General features: G+C 52.4%; 12 protein-coding genes. 9 read left to right on the top strand and 3 right to left on the bottom strand.

Annotated features, from left to right (window positions below):
• Positions 1 to 115: 115 nt before the first annotated feature.
• A complete protein-coding gene (gene tatA / locus QLH52_RS10265; protein ID WP_319961468.1) occupies positions 116 to 343 on the bottom strand; it encodes a twin-arginine translocase TatA/TatE family subunit in 228 nt (75 codons plus the stop codon).
• An 819-nt stretch (positions 344 to 1162) separates the two neighbouring features.
• Here tatA and QLH52_RS10260 point away from each other — a divergent pair.
• Entirely contained in the window at positions 1163 to 2239 is a 1077-nt protein-coding gene (locus QLH52_RS10260) for a sigma-54 interaction domain-containing protein (RefSeq protein ID WP_171695630.1), read from the top strand.
• Positions 2240 to 2271: 32 nt separating this feature from the next.
• Here QLH52_RS10260 and QLH52_RS10255 read toward each other — a convergent pair whose 3' ends face one another.
• Positions 2272 to 2739, bottom strand: a complete 468-nt coding sequence (locus QLH52_RS10255) for a cupin domain-containing protein (protein WP_171695629.1) — start codon at positions 2737 to 2739, stop codon at positions 2272 to 2274.
• A 176-nt stretch (positions 2740 to 2915) separates the two neighbouring features.
• Positions 2916 to 4355: an arylsulfotransferase family protein gene (locus tag QLH52_RS10250; RefSeq protein ID WP_319961467.1), complete on the bottom strand. Its 1440-nt coding sequence runs from the start codon at positions 4353 to 4355 to the stop codon at positions 2916 to 2918.
• Positions 4356 to 5074: 719 nt separating this feature from the next.
• Between QLH52_RS10250 and QLH52_RS10245 the strand changes: the two genes are divergently transcribed.
• The 8 genes from QLH52_RS10245 (at position 5075) to QLH52_RS10210 (ending at position 18669) form a co-directional block, all read left to right on the top strand.
• Complete coding sequence (locus QLH52_RS10245) at positions 5075 to 8098, top strand: TonB-dependent receptor (protein ID WP_319961553.1); 3024 nt, start codon at positions 5075 to 5077, stop codon at positions 8096 to 8098.
• A 330-nt stretch (positions 8099 to 8428) separates the two neighbouring features.
• On the top strand, positions 8429 to 11185 hold the full coding sequence (locus tag QLH52_RS10240) for a TonB-dependent receptor (protein WP_319961466.1): 2757 nt from the start codon (positions 8429 to 8431) through the stop codon (positions 11183 to 11185).
• Between the two features lie 74 nt (positions 11186 to 11259).
• Positions 11260 to 12219, top strand: a complete 960-nt coding sequence (locus tag QLH52_RS10235) for an SMP-30/gluconolactonase/LRE family protein (protein ID WP_319961465.1) — start codon at positions 11260 to 11262, stop codon at positions 12217 to 12219.
• Positions 12220 to 12845: 626 nt separating this feature from the next.
• A complete protein-coding gene (locus QLH52_RS10230; protein WP_319961464.1) occupies positions 12846 to 13352 on the top strand; it encodes a rhodanese-like domain-containing protein in 507 nt (168 codons plus the stop codon).
• Positions 13353 to 13418: 66 nt separating this feature from the next.
• Positions 13419 to 15755 (top strand): DUF1549 and DUF1553 domain-containing protein, encoded by a 2337-nt coding sequence (locus tag QLH52_RS10225; RefSeq protein WP_319961463.1) that lies wholly within the window; start codon positions 13419 to 13421, stop codon positions 15753 to 15755.
• A 104-nt stretch (positions 15756 to 15859) separates the two neighbouring features.
• Positions 15860 to 17323 carry a DUF1501 domain-containing protein gene (locus QLH52_RS10220; RefSeq protein WP_033156402.1) on the top strand — a complete coding sequence of 488 codons (1464 nt, stop codon included), beginning with the start codon at positions 15860 to 15862 and terminating at the stop codon, positions 17321 to 17323.
• Positions 17324 to 17681: 358 nt separating this feature from the next.
• Positions 17682 to 18068, top strand: a complete 387-nt coding sequence (locus QLH52_RS10215) for a hypothetical protein (protein WP_319961462.1) — start codon at positions 17682 to 17684, stop codon at positions 18066 to 18068.
• A gap of 10 nt (positions 18069 to 18078) precedes the next feature.
• Entirely contained in the window at positions 18079 to 18669 is a 591-nt protein-coding gene (locus QLH52_RS10210; RefSeq protein ID WP_319961461.1) for a peroxiredoxin, read from the top strand.

The following is an 18669-nucleotide window of genomic DNA, read 5'->3' as shown; positions in this document are numbered from 1 at the left end:
CCGGGTAAAAGTTCTAAGCTGTTGTTAGCCGAGCAGACGGCGATCAAATGCTGCTGCTCTGGCAACAGGGCGCTGGTCTGAGCGTCTTTAGCCGGAGAACAGCAACCCGGAAGTATCAAGCCTTGGTGCGGTCAGTTTCACCTATCAATTCGCCGGATAATTCTTCCTGATAGAGTTGGGTGATCGCTTTGGCCTCTTCGGCTTCTTCGCTTTCCTTTACCGCATTACGAAATCCCTTGATCGCATCGCCCAGATCGGCGCCGACATTTTTCAGGCGCTTGGTGCCGAACACCAAGACCACAATCGCTAAAACTACTAATAGGTGGGGAATGCTCAAGCCCATGTTTTTCTCCAAAGTTGAAAGTTGCGAATTTTAGGTAAGTCGCTTGTGAATATTGACTTAGCCTTTTCAATCCGGTCTTCAGCAAGATAAGGGCCAATATGCTGGGTGATTGCTGGAATACGCCAAATTACCCCTGTGTTCCAGGCAGATCGACAACACCCGTTTGAGTTACCGAACATGGAAGCACGCGGGTTAACGGCAAATATCCAAAAAAATGCTGATTTACCAGCATGGTGTCAGCAAATGCTGCTGGTATACGAACAGGTCGAAACATAGCGGGCATGTTTGGCGAACGATTTCGGCTGACTGGGCTTGTCGAAAAAGCCCGACTCAATTGGATTAGCGCGAAAAAGGCCAATGCTTCGCAAGTAAAATTCAGACTCATGGAAATGTGTTGATATATCAACACTTAAACAACAGATTATGTTGCTGTGGCAACATTTGGGTTTCACAAAAACCTGTAATCCTTTATGATGTGCTGAAAACACGAAGTGGCATGAACCATGCTTAGAGCCTGGTATCTCGCTGTTATTTTCCGAGCATTTTGTCTCCATAACATCCACTTCTGCTGACCGGATCGCCGGAAGCCAGTGTGTCCCCAAAGGACTGCTGGCTTTTTTTTGGTCTGTGCTCGGCGCTGGTGCCGATGTGTAGGCTGACTTTCGGCACGGTAAGGCTGATTTTTGTTTGGCGTTGGCGTATCGGCAGTTGATTTGCGATGCCGCTGACGAATCACTATTTTTGACATCTTAGGAAAAGAGTTTTCATGGAACAATTTTTGAGTGGCGGCATCGTTGCTCGCAGTAAAGGGGAAACCGTATGACATTATTGGCATTTGACGAATTGCAATTACGACAGCTGTCGCACACGGTGCGGGCCACGGCGATGGTGTTCGAGGATCCGGTTTCACGAAAACTGTTGGAGCACATCGAGCGGATCGCGCCCAGCGATGCGACAGTGCTGATCATCGGCGAGACCGGCACCGGCAAGGAATTGGTCGCCAGGCATGTGCATGCACTGAGCAAGCGCGCCAAAGGACCGTTCGGGGCTCTGAATTGCGCGGCACTCAGTGAGAACCTGATCGAAAGCGAATTGTTCGGCCACGAAAAAGGCGCTTTCACCGGCGCCTTGAATACCAAAGAAGGTTGGTTTGAAACCGCCAATAAAGGCAGTTTGTTTCTGGACGAAGTCGGCGATTTACCGCTGGGCTTGCAAGCGAAATTATTGCGGGTATTGCAGGAAAGGGAAGTGGTCAAGGTGGGCTCGCGCACGCCGTCGCCGGTGGATGTTCGAGTCATCGCCGCTACCAACGTTAATTTGGAAGAAGCGGTGGCTGCGTCGCATTTTCGCGCGGATCTGTATTACCGTTTTAATGTGGCGGCGATTCACCTGGCACCGTTGCGGGAACGTCCGGGCGACATTTTGCCTTTGGCCAGGCACTTTCTGAAAGTCTACGGCGACCGCCTGGGCTACGGCGAAATTAAATTATCGCCATCCACCGAGTTGGCCCTGTTAAATTACGATTGGCCCGGCAACATTCGTGAGTTGGAAAATGCCGTGCATAGAGCATTGTTGGTCTGCCCCGGCAATCGCTTGCGTCCGGAGGACTTTAAGTTATCCGGTGTGCGAGCTTCGCAGACCGGACCGACAGTTTCCACTTCGTCGCTGGAGAGTTCGCTACTACGTTTGTGCGAACAAGCGCCGCCTAAGTTATTCGATATCATCGAAGAAACCGTGATTCGTACGGCGTTCGAGTTTTGCGAAGAAAACCAGGTGCAAACCGCGCGCTTGCTGGATATAAGCCGCAATGTGCTGCGGCACAAGCTGGGGCTGTATGGCATGCTGGCCAATGGTCAGAGAAAATTGGCCGTCGCCTACGAAGAAAGCGAAGAGTAATCTTAGACAGCTCGCCGATGGCGAGCTGTCTGCTATTTTGCAGGGGCCGGGGTAGACGTAGCCGGGCCAATGCCGACAATCTGCAGAATCGTATCTTCGTCTTTGGCACCGTCATAATGGATTTCGTTGCCGTAGTGGGTGACGAAGCTGCCCGCCGGCACCGCTTGCAAATGCGTCGGATCATAATCCGTGCCGGTGCCTACCCACCATGTTCCTGAAATCACGGTTATGAAACGGTCGTTCGGGTGTGAATGCGGCTTGCTATTGTGATGAGCCTTCCACTTGTTCAGTACGACATACAGGCCTGGCTTGCTGGGATCGCCTACCAGTACCGCGCTCTCCGAGCCGCTGGGGTTTGCCACCCAATTAATCTGCTCGGGTAGTTTGATGTTGATGGCTTTGGGGTCGAGTTCCAAAGCTGCCGCCGAGCTATACGCGCAGCATAGCGCGACCGTCAAGATCGGTAGCGATAACGTTGGTCGAATAGGTTTACCTAACATCTTAGTCTCCAAATTATAGGGTGTTCGTGCCATGGGTTTCGGGGTATCCGGTTGTGGAGTGTCCGTTCCGTCAAACTTAATGGTAGTAACCCGTCTACCAAACATCACGACCGGATACCCCGAAACCCATGGTTTTAAAATTGCATACCGCGTGCCTGGGTTTTTACCAAGTTGTTTTAGGGCTTGTTACTGGCTAGCGGTAGCCGAAATTTGCTCAAATCAGGCGCACTGACCGGATTCTCACTATGCGGTGTGCCGGCCGGTACCCAATCGTAAGGTACCGGTTGGCCGCGATATACCGAGTTGTTGGCGGTGGCCCGGCCGGTCAAAGCATCCTTACCGGTACGAAAATACGGATTGATATATTCCCAGACTATGTCGCCGTCGGCCGTGACTTGAAATAAGCGTCCGCTCTGGCCCTCGTCTATAAAAGTATTCCCGTTAGGCAAGCGGCGGGCAGCGCTGATATGGGTGCTACGAAACGACCAACTGGGGCCGCCGGAGTTTTCGCCCGTGTATTGCCAGACAATTTCTTTCTTGACCGGATCGATCTCCAATACGCGCGAACCACCGGTACGCGGCACGGGAGCGGGCGGATAACCGGCGATGCCTTGATTGTCGAACACTAATAAATTCCCGGCGCCGGGCAAGCCTTCCGGGATGATATGCGCATCGTGCTGGGCGCTGATTTGATCGACCGGGCGCGGCACCTTGCGGGCTTGTTGTTCTTCAATGGACGCGGCTGGGTAGTGCGGCCTCAGGTTCCAGACCACTTTACCGGTCTTTCTATCAATAATGATGATGAAATTGGCGTTGCGCGCGTCGATCAACAAATTATCCGGATGAAAGCGCTGGTCGCCAGCCGTATACCAATGATTTGGGCCAACGACTTTCAGATTGTTGACATGCAGATAGTCGGCGATCTCGGCGTTGCGGACCAATTTAAGTTCTGCCGGCGTAAAGCCGAATTCATTAAGATGTTCCGAGGCAATCCATTTCCAGACCACTTCGCCTGCCGGATTGACTTCATAAATCACATCGTCCAAAACCTGCGCTTGTTTAAAACCCTTAACTGGGTGCACCAGGTTAGCCAACACCACCGTATTGCCGTTCGGTAGTCTGGCCCAGTCATGATGTTGTTGCGCCGCGCCGCCGGGGGCTTTGTCGCCGAAACGCCAGACGGTTTTGCCATCCCAATCCAGCTCGGCAATGGTTTTGGTGATTTTCTTGCTGACTTGGCCGGGCACAAGGTCTGTGCCTTTGCCTTCGGTGGTTTCCTGCGTCACAAACACATGCCCCAGTTTGCCACCGGTCAATGCGGGGTTGATTAAGGTGCTGTGGCTGGCGGCATCCGGCCATTCGTGTACGGCGTTTCCATTTAGATCGATCAAATGCGCGATGTTGTCGCCGCCGCTGAACAAAACAAATGAGTTATAGGCTTTGCTGGGATCGTAGCGCGTGGTGCCAGTGGGAAAAACGCTTGGTCCCGATAATGCCGAGACGCTGAGGGCCGTGCCTAACGCAATCAACGTGGCTTGTTGCCAAGTCTGGTGTTTACGCGATGCTCGGTTCTTTTTTCGTCCATGCGCGCTTGCGGAGGGTCTGATTTGTGTCATTTTTTATTCCTTTATAAATGGGTGTTTGCTGTTGCTTTTGGTGTTAAGCAATGATCAAGCCAATATTTTGTTCTATCCGTATCGGTCACCAAAAATCTCGCCGCAAAAAGTCATAAACTCTAAAAGAGCCGGAATTTCAAGGCTTTGTCATTAGTGCGCCAGTGCTTGCGCCCGGCATTTTTCCTGTAAGTCTCAGGGTAAACGGCAGAGAAGGACGATGGATTTGGCCAAACTTGTTGAGCCAAGGGCAGGCTGCCAGCAAAAAGTATTTCCAATTCAACAGACGTCGCTCAGGTGAGCAGCAATGCTCATGCAACCTAACAGCAAGGCCCGTTCATGTTGCCAGCAGTAGTTGTTTGAGTTTCAGCAGTATTTGATAAAAACAGCGCGTGCTTTTGCTGTTAATTTTTCCGGTTGATCACGAGTAATTAATTTAATTGTTCATATAAAACAGTATTTTATAAATATATTTTCGGGGATTATTTCCCTTCAATGCGCATTTAATATTGCTGGCATACCTATTGCAAAATCGATGTTAAAGCCGGATATGGTTTTAGACGGCACAGTATTAACGTTAGTTTTTTATCGATTTTTTTAACATTCGTTTAGGTGGCATAGTGAGCGATAAATTAGCAAGTGCTTTTTCAATAAGCGCTACTCGACAGGATGGGGTCCCTCAAGCAATCAGTTCGCGGCGAAGGTTATCGACCTGCGTGGCAATGGCTATCGCCGGTGTGTCCATGGTGTCTGCAGTCGATGTGGAAGCCGCGCCGAAAAAAAACAGCAAAACCAAAACCGTAAACAGCAAAGCTGTGAGCGATTTGGAAGCGGAAAACCAGGCTTTGCGTCAGCAGCTAGCCGCCGCCAAACAACGTGAATTGGAGTTTATCAAAAAAGGCGCAACGGGCACTGCACCTGGCGGAGCTGCTAATGCCGGCGCACCAAGTGCGGAAACCGCTGCCGCACCGAACGAAGCGCAGGCAACCGAGTTAGCCCAGAACGATGACGATCAAAAAGCCGATTTGGGCGAGGTGGTGGTGAAGGCCAAACCCAAATTGGCGAAATTACACGAAGTCGCGCAATCGGTGTCGGTAGTATCCGGTACCGAGCTAAACCGGGAACTGTCCAGAGACTTGGGCGACATCACCCGCCGCGCGTCCAACGTGCAATTCAATCAAAACAACACGCGCGGCGCCTCGCTATCGGTGCGCGGTTTGGGGAAAAGAAGTTTCACGGAAACGCAGGATCCCAGTGTCGGTGTAACGGTGGATGGCGTACCGTACGCTTTGACCCAGTTGGCTAACTTCAGTTTTTATGATGTGGAAGCGGTGGAGGTCACGCGCGGGCCACGCGGTACCGAGGGTGGTTTATCCGCAAGTTCCGGTAAGGTTAACGTCACCTCTAAAATGCCTACTTTTGCGCCGACGGCGGAGTTATCCGCTGCTTATGGACAGCGGGAATCTTTGATATTGCAAGGTGCGTTAGGTGGCACGGTGATCGATAATTTCCTCGCATGGCGTGGATCATTCATCGTCGACAAGGCGCGCGGTTTTTATGAAAACGAATACGACCGGAATTACACCTTGTACAACCGTGACCGCCTGAGCGGGCGCGCGCAGTTGCTGTTTACCCCAACCTCAAACTTAACGGCGCGCTTTATCGCCGATTTCGAACCCAAACAGCCACAGGTACAAAACGGGTTAACTTTCTATCATGATCAGCCTTTTAGATTTGCCGACGGTAGTCTCACGGATAGAAACGGCACATCCGCTTATTCCAAACTCAATGGCTATTTTAGTCACAGTAACCAATTCGCAATGAACGATACCACCAGTCCGGGGGCGATCAGCGCCGTCGGTTCAAGAGCGGCGGCCGGTCAGTATTTTGCCAACAGAGGGTTTACCTATAACGATTATGTTGGTGGCGAACAACGCGGTACCGTCTGGTTCGATCAAAACAAAGGCCAAACCGTCAATAACCAGGGCGCAGCGGCGTTAATCGACTGGGAAGTCGGCAATCATGTATTGAGTTCCCGGACCGGGGTGCGCGAGTATCGCTTCGATGCGCACAACGACGAAGGTACGCCGTTTGACATCAGCGTCGATGGCGGAGGTGGGGTTAAATACAACCAATGGACGCAGGAATTTAAAATCGTCAACAAACCGGGCGGCTTTCTGGATTACAAGGCCGGGGTGATCGGTTTATGGACCAAGGATAATGTGGACTCGAAAGCCGGCTGGGGCGCCGACGCTGGGGCCTGGTTCGCCACCAACGGCCAGTACAATGCTTTATATAGAAACGCCGGGACCAATCGCGGCGCCGGTGAAGCGATCTTGAAAGACTTATTGCAAGATGCACGCACCTTTGAGTCCACTGAGATCCGCACCCAATCCGGTGCCCTATACGGCGAGTCGGATTTGCACTTTACCGATAAATTCACCCTCACCGCCGGGGTACGCGCCACGCATGAAGACCGTAAGTCCCGTAACTTTAAGATTATTGGCCGAAACGGTGTTGGAGGGGCGTTTAACCCTGTAACGGTAAGGGACGTGGCAACCGGCGGTTTTAATTCCGATACGGCGCAGTCGTTTACCGTCGATCAGGATGGCGACGGGGTGATCGACAAAAATCCCGATGGGTCCAATAAAACAGTGACCAACACCTTCTACGGATCGACAAGCAATTACGGAAAACTCAACGCCGCGCAAACCGGCGTGGTAGCCGGCGATGCTGTGGTGAACAGCGCCGAGCAAACCGCGCTGGCCGATTCCTTAGCAGCCCGGTATTTTGGCGGCTCCAGTTACGCCGCATTGACTGCCGCGCAGAAAACCATGGTAGCCAACGCCAAAACCCTGCGGGCTTCGCAGATCGGTCGTTTGAACCAAACCGTCGAAGACGATTATCAAGACGTTTTGTATACCGCGCAGTTGTCGCCCAGCTATAAAATTAACGACGACCTGACCACGTATCTGTCCTGGCAATACGGTGAAAAGTCCGGCTCGGTCGCTCCGGTCAATGGCCGTCCCTTTACGGTTAAGCCTGAAGAAACCCACGCATTAGAACTGGGTTTGAAATCATTCTGGCTGGACAAGTCGATAGTGCTCAATGTCGATGCCTTCGTCATGGATATTAAAAACTACCAGCAAGCCGTACAGGTGGTCGACGAGTTCCAAACCCAAGTCAATATGGAGCCGGGCGGTTCCGGTTTGACGGCTTATACCGCATCGCAGGGTAACGTCGGCCGAGTGCGGGTGCACGGCGTGGAGTTGGATAGCGTGATCAACACCATTCCCGATTTGTCGATCCGTTTCAACGGCGCCTATAACGTTGCCGAATATCTGGATTACAAAAATGCACCTAAGCCCGATGAGCTGGGTTATCTGACCGGGGATTACGTCGATATGACCGGCCAGTATTTGCCAGGCGCGTCCAAATGGAATTTCAACGTCGGCGCCGAATATTCCAAGCCGATTTTCGAGAGCAAATACATCGCGCACACCAGCTTTAATACCAACTACCAAACCGAGTTCAATAACACCGATAACCTGTCGGCCTATGGCTGGGTGGCAGATAGGGCCCGAACGGACGCGGCGATCGGTATCGGTACCCGCGACAAACACTGGGATTTGAGCCTGATCGGTAAAAACATCTTCAACGATAGAAATCACGAAATTGGCTGGAACTCCTACGGGCCGGATCCTTATCCGCGTTGGTTCGGTATTCAGCTAAGCGGGAAAATTTAAGATGGTAGGTTGACCAAAAAACGCGCTTGACACCAGCTCGTAACCTGGAAATGAAACTGTTGATTGGCGGGCAGTTAGTCAGCAAAGGCTGATGACCTTTCAACAGTTTTTCAGCTGGCGGCGTTCTCATGATGTTAGCAAGATAGATAAATTGGGTCTTAAAGTTAGTTATTAAATTCAATTGTTTAAATCTAATTAATGGATGGCTAGGCGGATGTTTATCATCCTGTGGCACGGTCGTTGCGTTGAGCGTTACAGAAAGTTCGAATGGCAGGCGTCGTCGTGGCGTTGGCTCGAATTGGTTTTTGTAACATTCGCATAGGTGAGATCGTGAAGGAAAATTTAATTGGGAGTCTGTCGGCGGACAACATTGAATCGGTGAAAGTGCCGTTGCACATCAGGAATCGGCGCGGTTTGTCGGTATGCGTGGCAATGGCTATAGCGGGTGGTTCAATGCTGATTGCTAGCGATGCGACCGCCCAAACCGCGCCGGTTAAAAAAAGCGCGAAAAAGACTGGTAATAAAGCGGTTGCCGATACCAAAGTGAACGATTTACAAGCACAGGTTGAACGCTTGAGCCGGGAATTGGAAGCCTCAAAACGGCGTGAGCAGGATTTACTTAAAAGAGGCGTGGCGGCCGCGCCGGCGCCTGCTGTTAACGATCCGGCTGCGCAAACCAGCCAGGAGCCGGACAATGTCGTAGCCGCCGCTGAGCCGGAGCCGGAAGAGAAAGCCGACGAGCCGCAAAACCTGTCGGAAGTGGTCGTAACGTCTCGGCGTAAGGAAGAGAAGTTGCAGGAAGTGCCGATTCCGGTGGCGGTAATCAATCGGGAAACGCTGGAGCGGGATAACGTGGTGTCGGTACAAGATTTTTCCCGGCGTGCGCCTAACTTGGGTGTGACCTCGGCCAATGCCCGGCAAACCAGTATTGCTTTGCGGGGTTTGGGCAAAAACAGCGGTAACGAATCCATGGAGCCCAGTGTTGGCGTGATGGTGGATAACGTCTGGCGGGCGTGGGCGGGGGCGGCGTGGGCCAACTTTGCCGATTTGGATCAAGTGGAAGTGTTGCGTGGTCCGCAAGGTACGCTGCAAGGTAAAAACAGCAACCTGGGTTTGCTGAACATTACCACCAAAGCGCCTTCATTCAAGAACAGTTATTACGTGGATGGCTTCGCGGGGGATAGGGATACCCTGCAAGGCAAATTCGGCGCTACCGGTACCATCTTGCCGGGTTTGTTGGCGTATCGCGCTTCCGGATTTATCGATAAGCGCGACGGCTTTGTGAAAAATTTGGATGTGCATCGCAGTGAGGGGGATTTAGGCGAAACCAATGCGTTGGGTGGGCGTTTGCAGTTTCTGTTTACGCCGAGTGAAGATTTGAGCGCGCGGGTGATTGTCGATAAAACTGCCTCGACTCAAACCATGAGTGTGCAACCCCTCATAGCCGATCCTACGCGCTTTGACGATGGCACTCTGCGAACCACTACCTTCAGCAGCCGGTTAGCCAGGGATTGGTTCAATACCCTGCGAACCAATGGCCAACCGGTGACCGTGATTGGTGATCCTAGAGCGATGGCGAACAACGAAAGGCGCCAATCGCGCGGTGATGGTTCGGGTGTGTCGGCGGAAATAAACTGGGATGTGGCGGGACATCGGTTGACCTCGATTTCCGCTTATCGGGATGCGTTGTTTGAACCCAATCATGATGGCGAGTCAAGCACCGCAGACGTTGAACGGATCTCCGGTTGGACGGTTAAAAACGAACAGTGGTCGCAGGAGCTGAGATTGGCGTCTAAAGACCCTGGACCCATCGATTACCAGTTCGGGTTGTTTGCGATGCGTGCTATCGCCAATACCTTTAATCAGCGCCTTTTCGGGGTCGATGCCGGCGCGTTCCATGCCAGCAATAGCCAGTACGCGCTGTTGAATGCCAGCCCGGCGTCCCGGCAATTATTGGCGGCGTCCATGCGCGATACCATGTTGACGCAAAACGTGGTGCCTGCCACCGATAGCTATGCCGGCTACGGTCAGATCAACTGGCATGTCACCGATGATGCGACCTTGACCTTAGGCTTGCGCAATACCTTTGAACGTCGGGAAAACACCGGTTATAGCCGGAATTTGGGCGGTGTGGATTTAGATGCTTTGGGTGCCTCCGTGGGTGCCAATGCCGCGCAGATTGCTGCGGCCAAGGCTATTCGCAGTAACCGTCTGGGTCCGGAATGGGATGCTCCGCGGCAAGGTTTCGATCAGAATTCGCAAAACTGGTTGATTAACCCCAGTTACAAAGTGAATAAAGATTTGATGGTCTACGGTTCAGTGGCCGGCGGTCAAAAATCCGGGGCGGCGCAGTTCAACTTTAACACTGGGGCTACGGAAAACGTCAAACCGGAAGACGTGATGGACTACGAATTTGGTTTCAAGAGCACTTTGCTGGATCGCAAGCTGGTATTCAACGTCAACTTGTACCAAACCGATATTCAAGGTTATCAATCGCAGCTGGTGGCGGCTGACCCATTGCGGGCCGGTCAATTCTTGACGCAACTGGGCAATATCGGCGGTATTCAATTACGCGGTATCGAATTGGAAACCAATTGGGATATTACCCAAGGTTTGAATGTGTTCCTGAACGGCTCGTATAACAAAGCCATTTACACCGACTTTGCCAACGCGCCGTGCCCACCGGAAGCGAATAACAGCGGATATTGCGATCAAACCGGTAAAACCATCCCGAACGCGCCGGCATTTACTGCCAACTACGGGATAGATTACCGAGCGCCATTAACCTTTGGTTACGGTAACGACTATGGTTTGCAATGGCACGCTTATTTGATCGACAGCTTTAAATCCGCAGCCAACTACAACGCCAGTTTGTCTCGTTACGGTAAGCAGGACGCCTATCACGTCACCGATGGCGGGATTGGATTGGGTACTAAAAATGGCAAGTACAACCTGGACTTGGTCGGTAGAAACATCTTTGACACCATCTACTTTACCAATGCCAGTAACTTTTCCGGTACCGGCGCGGCGAGTGCTTCATTCGGCGATGCGCGTTACTACGGGGTGCACTTTAGAGCCAAGTTCTAATTGTTACACACGCCGGACGGCCAGAATGCCGTCCGGCAAACCGATTTATCGAAACATTTCCAAAGGAAATACTGATGTTATCTAAACACTTCTATTTACTAGGATTTAGCGCGTTGATTTATGCGGCGGCGGCCAGCGCCGACGACCCGGTTACCCCGGCTATTCCCGGCGTCGCTGCCGGCGGCGTGGTAGCCGAGCTGATCAAAGACGGCTTTAACGGGACCGAGGGACCTATTGGTTATAGTGACGGCAGTTTATTGTTCACCGAAACCCAAGCCAACAAAATCATACGGATCGGCACGGACGATAAAGTCTCGACTTTTCTGGAAAACTCCAACGGTTCCAACGGCCTGGCGTTAACGCCCGACGGCGAAATCGTCGCGGTACAAACCGTCAAAACCAAAGTGGGCGTAGTCTATCCGGCCAACAAGAAAAATACCTTGGCCGAAAACTATCAAGGCACCGCATTTCAACGTCCTAACGATTTGGTGCGCGCCAGCAACGGCGGTATCTACTTTACCGATAGCGGCACCCGGCCGAGCAAGGACAATCCCAATCCGCCGCCGTCGCATCCCGGCGTGTTTTATATTTCGCAGGGCGGCGAGCTTAAACAATTGGCGACCGACATCGAGCGTCCCAACGGTATTCAATTAAGCAAGGACGAAAAAGTCTTGTACGTCGCCAATACCCAAGGCGAACACATTCTGGCTTACGACATTGCCGCGGACGGCTCAATTCAGAATCGGCGCAATTTCGCCAAGTTGGACGGTTGGAAAAAAGGTGAAGACGGCACGTGGTCCAGTGGTGCCGACGGTATTGCATTGGACGATGAAGGCCGGTTGTATGTTGCTTCCAATGCCGGTGTAGAAATCATCAGCGCTAAAGGTGAGAGCCTGGGCGTGATTCCACTACCCAAAAAGCCGCAGAACCTGGCGTTTGCGGGTTTAGACAAGAAAACCCTGTATGTCGTCGGTCGCGGCGCGGCTTACAAAATTCCGCTGCTCGCGGCAGGTATTAGCAGTCGGCCGAAATAGCTGATTTGACGGAATATCTCAAACGGCCCTTAAAACGGGACTTAAGGGCCCCAAGCATTTCATCAAGCTCTCGTGGTGAGAACCTCTAACGGGCAAGGATTGATCCTTAGCCCGTTTTTTTTGTCCGGCTTATTGGCCGGGCTCCAAGTGGTGCGGAGCGGAAAGTTACAGAGTTCCCGATCAGCACGCCTCCTATCTAAAGACCCCAAGCAACTTTATTAAGCTCAACCTCAAATACTGCTCGCCTTTCTGCCCTTGAAGGTATTTTCGAAGCGCCAAGCACTTCAGGTTTCGACGAGCTCAACCCGAACGGCCCACCAGGGATAAATCCGCCCGGATCATTCAACGGTTGGTGTGGTGCTAGCCCAGCAACAGGGCATGCTGCGACCCTGCTGAATTTCCACCAGTTGCTTGGGCTGTGCTTGGATGTTCAGGGATTTATCAAGTGTTATCGAGAGTGGTTTGAAATAAATATCACGTGTTAAATCAATGACTAACAAGCTAGTGATGGTTTTTTATGGCGGATATATTTCGAGTGGCATGCTAGTTGCTTTTTACCAAATGAGGAACCTTATTCAAGCGCGATAAACCGTGCAGTTAGCAACTAATAACAGGAAGACATAGCAATGAAAAATACGACCACAGCGGCTCTTTTGGCTCTGATCTTGGCGGCTCCGGTAGCGTTTGCCGCTGACGCGGACGCCGGTAAAAAAACCGAGGCGCCGGCCGCGCGGCCTTATACCTATAAAACGCCCAAATTGAATCGCGCCGAAATCGATGCCTTACTCGCCAAGCCTGAGCAGGTATTGATTATCGATGTGCGCCGTCCTGATGAGATCAGCAAGATCGGCACCTTTCCCGTCTATTTAAACGTACAAATCGATGAGCTGGATAAGGCTTTGCCGTTTATCCCTAAAGAACGCTCCATAGTCACCGTGTCCAATCACGCCGGCCGTGCCGGTAAGTCTGCCGATTTGCTGGCTGAAAAGGGTTTCAAAGTAATAGGCGCGATAGGTTCGCAAAACTATGAAGAAGAGGGCGGCAAGATTACCAAAATTGTCCCGCCAGCGCCTAAGCCCGAAGAGCATGCCAAAGAGCAAGAGCACAGCAAAGGCCATAAGCATAAAGGTTAATTTCCGAATGAGGTTGGGTTTAAGCCCCGGCTTCGTTCCATCAAGCTGTCATTTTGGAGGAATTCAATGAAAATAAAACTATATTGCGCGGTGGTCTGGGGGCTGGCACTTGCGCTCTCCGACGCTGCTCAGGCCGCCGAAGAAAAACCGGCCACCGAAGCCGCTGCTCCAGCCGGACAGTCCAAATCCAAACTCTGGTCATATCAACCGGTTAAGGCGCCTGCCGTGCCTGAGGTACAGCAGAAAGATTGGGTCAGAACCGCTATTGATGCGTTTGTGTTGGCACCGCTGGAAGCGAAAGGTATCAAGCCCTCACAGGATACCGACCGGGCGTCGTTCATCCGCCGGGCTACGCTGGATGTGTGGGGTGTCATTCCCACCCCGGAAGAAGTCGATGCGTTTGTTAATGATAAATCGCCTGATGCCTACGAAAAATTGGCGGACCGTTTGTTGGCTTCGCCGAAATACGGCGAGCGCCAAGGGCGTAAATGGCTGGATTTGGCGCGTTATGCCGATAGTACCGGTTTTCAAAACGATAACGACCGCTTGAACATGTGGCGTTACCGCGATTACGTGATCAATTCATTTAATCAGGACAAACCGTACAGCAGATTTATTCAGGAGCAATTGGCCGGCGACGAATTGTGGCCGGGCGACGAACAAGCCCTGGTGGCCACAGGCTTCATGGCGCAATTCCCGGACAACAGCAACTCCCGCGACTTGGTGCAGCGCAAATACCAAATTACCACGGATATTACCGATACCGTGGGTAAGGTGGTGCTGGGTCAAACCGTGGAGTGCGCGCGTTGCCATAACCACAAATTCGACAAGATCAGCCAGAAAGATTATTTCTCGCTACAGTCGTTCTTTGCCAACATCGCGCCGGTAGACAATATCCCTGCGAAGAAAGGTGAGGTGGAAAAAGCCTACGAACAACAGTACGCCAAATGGGAAGAGGCGACTAAGGAGATTCGCGCCAAGAAAAAAGCCATTATCGATACGCATAGGGAAGAGGCACTTAAATATCACAAGGAACGTTATTTGACTGACTCGCGGGAAGCGATCTTCAAGCCCAAGGAGCAATGGAATGCTCGCGACCGTTGGGTTAACCATCGTTTGGCTAACGTGACCGACGAAGGTAGCTTGGAATCGTATTTCCGGGAAAAAGGCGAAAGTACCGATGCCAAAACCCGCGATCCAAAGATTGCCGAGCAATGGGCCGAGTTGGAAAAACTGGATAAAGAACTTAAAAAATTCAACGACCTGAAACCCACCACATCCTCCAACACTATTTCGGCGATGACCGAACTGGGCCATCCGGATGCGCCGCCTAGCTACGTATTTGCGGTAGGCGATCACGAAAAACCGTTGGAAGAAGTGCAACCGGCGTTTCCGGAAGCGATTACCGACGAAAAGCCGGACATCAAACCGTTGCCGTTTTCATCCGGCCGTCGGTCAGCGCTGGCTAAATGGATTACCAGCCCGACCAATCCTCTGACCGCTCGGGTATTTACCAACCGGATTTGGGATCAGTATTTTGGTAAAGGCATCGTCACCACCGTCAGCGATTTCGGTAAAGCCGGCCAAAAACCGACGCATCCCGAGTTGCTGGATTACCTGGCCTCTAAATTCGTCAACGACGGCTGGAGCGTGAAAAAACTGCACCGCGAAATTTTGCTGTCCAGCGTTTATCGCCAATCGTCGGATTATCGCGAAGACGTGGCCAAAGCCGACGCAGAAAACCAATGGCTGGCAGTGTTTCCACGCCAACGTTTGGAAGCGGAGCAAGTGAGGGATTCCTTGTTAGCCGCGGCTGGCAAATTGGAAGAAAAAGTGGGTGGCCCTAGCGTATACCCGCCGTTGCCGAAAGCGATCAATACCGCCAGCGGCAACTTCCAAGGCGATCCGGCCTGGAAAACCTCCAAGGATGTGCACGATCAGAACCGCCGCAGTTTGTACATCTTTACCCGGCGCAGTATCCCGTATCCAATCCTGGACTCTTTCAACATGGCGTCGCCGCAGGAAGCGCACAGCAAACGCGAGGTTACCACCACGCCGTTGCAAGCCCTGACCCTGTACAACAGCGAGCTGATATTCGACTGGTCTAAATCCTTGGCTGGTCGGGTGATCAACGAAGCGGGTGAAGACGAGGAAGATCGCATCAGCAGACTGTATCAAATCTTGTTTGCACGGCAACCGAACGATGGGGAAAAAGAGTCGTTGCAGGCCTTCTTGAATGAACAGGAAGCCATCATTCGCGCCAAGGCGGCGGATGGCAAGTTTGAAGTGAACGTACCGGCCGGCGTTAAGGACAAGCCGCTGGGTGACCCTGTTAGAGCCGCTGCATTCGTGGATTTGGTCCACGTGGTAGCTAACTCCAACGAGTTCATCTACCGGTTTTAACGATACATACGACTCGGTTTAAGTGGGCGTCTGCCAAATCGGCGGGCGCCTTACCCGACCCGAAGCAGTTGCCGACACAAAATACTATTCAAGAGGTTTAGATAATGAACAACAAATCACGTCGCGATTTTTTAATAAAAACCGGCTATGGCTTAGGCGGCTTGGCCGTCAGCGGCTTTCTGCCCGGTGGTGGCGTCATTGCCACTGCCCTGGCGGACGACCCAGCCCTGCAAGCCTTGGCCGGCGCCAATCCTTTAGCGCCGAAAGCGCCGCATTTTGCGCCTAAAGCCAAAACCGTCATCTGGCTGCACATGTCCGGTGCCCCCAGCACGCTGGATTTGTACGACTACAAACCGCAGTTGGTCAAACAAGCCGGTACCGGTATTCCTGCGTCGTTTTTGCAAGGCATCAAAACCAGTACCCAAGGCGGCATCACCAAATTGATCGCCACCAAACGCGACTGGAAACAGCACGGTCAAAGCGGCGCCTGGTTTTCTGACTGGCTGCCTAATCTGGCGGAACATGCCGACGACCTGGCATTTATTAAATCCAGTGTGACTGTTGGTGCGACCCACGATATTTCCATCATGAAGTTGAACACCGGCGGCTTGAACCCCGGCCGGCCAACACTGGGCGCTTGGGTGCAATATGCTTTGGGTTCGGCGAACCCGAATCTGCCGGCCTACGTGGTGTTGTATAACGACAAACGCGAACCACGCGGCGGTGTGACCAACTGGGAATCAGGCTTTTTACCCGCGGTGTATCAAGGTACGCCGTTCCGTCCGGGCAATTCACCGATTCTGCATTTGAACAACCCGGAATATCTGGCTAACGCGGAAAAACGCCATGCGCTGGACTTGTTGAAACAGATTAATCAACAACATGCGGCCAACTATCCAACCGATAGTGAACTGCAAGCCCGCACCGAATCTTACGAGCTGGCTTACCGCATGCAGGAAACCGCGCCGGAAGCGGTTGACTTTAGTAAGGAGTCCGATGCAACCAAAGCGCTGTATGGCTTGAACGACGAAATCACCCGCCCATACGGCGAGTTGTTGTTGCGTGCCAGACGCTTGACCGAACGCGGTGTGCGTTTCGTGCAAGTCGTATCCGGCCCGACCGACATCAAAGGCGACAGCCGCGATTGGGACGCGCACCAAAACATCGAAGACAACCACAGCAAGCATTCAAAAATTATCGACAAACCGATCGCCGGCTTGTTGAAAGATTTGAAAGCCAAAGGTTTGCTGGATGAAACCCTGGTGGTGTGGACTTCCGAGTTCGGCCGTACCCCATGGAGCGAATCCGGCGACGGCCGCGACCACAACCCTTGGGGCTACACCCAATGGATGGCGGGCGGCGGCGTCAAAGCTGGCTACACCCATGGCGGCACCGACGAGCTGGGCGTACAAGCCATCAAAGGCACCGAAGTGGATACCTATGACTTGCATGCGACGGTGCTGAACCAGTTGGGTCTGGATCACTTGAAACTGATTTACAAGTATCAAGGCCGTTCGGAACGCCCAACCGTGGTGTACGGCAAAGTGATCAAGGAATTGATTGCCTAAGGCCTGGCTTTAGAGTCTTACCCGAAGGCGTGGCGTTTTCGGGTAAGCGATTTGCCGAGCCGGCTAGTTGCTGGGGCAAGGCGAATTTGAATCAATGTGGACATCTCTGAAATTCCTTCTTTATCAAACAGGGCGTTAGGACGACGCTGTCAAAGAGCAAGCGTTTATCCCGGCAAGGATGTTGGGTAGCCAATGGATGGCGAACCGGATATCTCCCGGTAAAACGCGAAGCTGGGCCGTTGTGGGGGCCTTGGGTGACAGTGTTTCGTTTGAGTCCTGCTTGACGAAGAGGGAATTTTAGAGATGTTCTGAGAAAACAATTTAGTGCGGTATGCAATGCCGTGACAGGGTTAGTGATATGCGAAAGACGATTTATCTTTTCGGGATTTGGTTAGTTCTCAGCAGCAGCGCGGTGATTGCGGAAAGCGAATTCGATTTCGAAGAGTTAATGAATGATGTGGAAACTAAAATTCAGGAAGTGCAAAACAATATTGCCGCCAAGGACGCCAACACTGCGGTAACGCAAGCCAAGCAATTACAGGACGAATTCAAACTGGTCGAAGGATTTTTTGCCAAGCGCGGCAACGCCGACGATGCCACGCATAATGCCAAGGAATATCAGGACAAGGCGGCGAATATTCAGAATGCGCTGGCTGCCGGTGATTTCGATACCGCTGCTGTGGCGGCCAACGACTTTTCCAAACAATGCCGCGGCGCCTGCCACGACAAATACAAACCCCTCTAACTGAAGAATTATGAAAAACCTATTTTTGAAAAGCCTGCTGCCTGCCGTATTTGCTTTGCCGGTGATGGCCGCGCTGCCGGAAGGCCATCCAGCTCCGGATTTTCAAGCGCAAGCCTCCCTGGCCGGTAAGGCTTTTAATTACACGCTGGAAGACGCTCTGAAAAAAGGCCCGGTAGTCGTGTATTTCTATCCGTCCGCTTATACCGGCGGTTGCAATTTGCAGGCGCATAGCTTTGCGGTCAATCACGAAAAATTTGCCGCCGCCGGTGCCAGCATCGTCGGGGTATCGCTGGACAGCATCGAGCGCCTGAACGATTTTTCCGCTGATCCTAATTACTGTGCCAGCAAATTTCCGGTGGCATCCGATGCCGACGGCAAAATCTCCGGCAATTACGATATTGCTGTCAAAGCCGCCGCGCCGGGTAAAACCGACAGCCGAGGCGTGGAAATCAACCACGGCTTTGCCGAGCGTACTACGTTTGTGGTCACGCCGAACGGCAAAATCGCCGCGACCTTGGGCGGCTTGAAGCCGGAAGAAAATGTCGCCAAAGCACTGGAAGTCGTGGAAAAGCTCGCCGCTGATCGACCGAAGGCGAACTAG

This window comes from Methylomonas defluvii (assembly GCF_033949435.1).
In the GTDB taxonomy this organism is placed as follows: domain Bacteria; phylum Pseudomonadota; class Gammaproteobacteria; order Methylococcales; family Methylomonadaceae; genus Methylomonas; species Methylomonas defluvii.
Note: the sequence above shows the minus strand (reverse complement) of the source record. Positions and strands in the feature narration are given on the sequence as shown.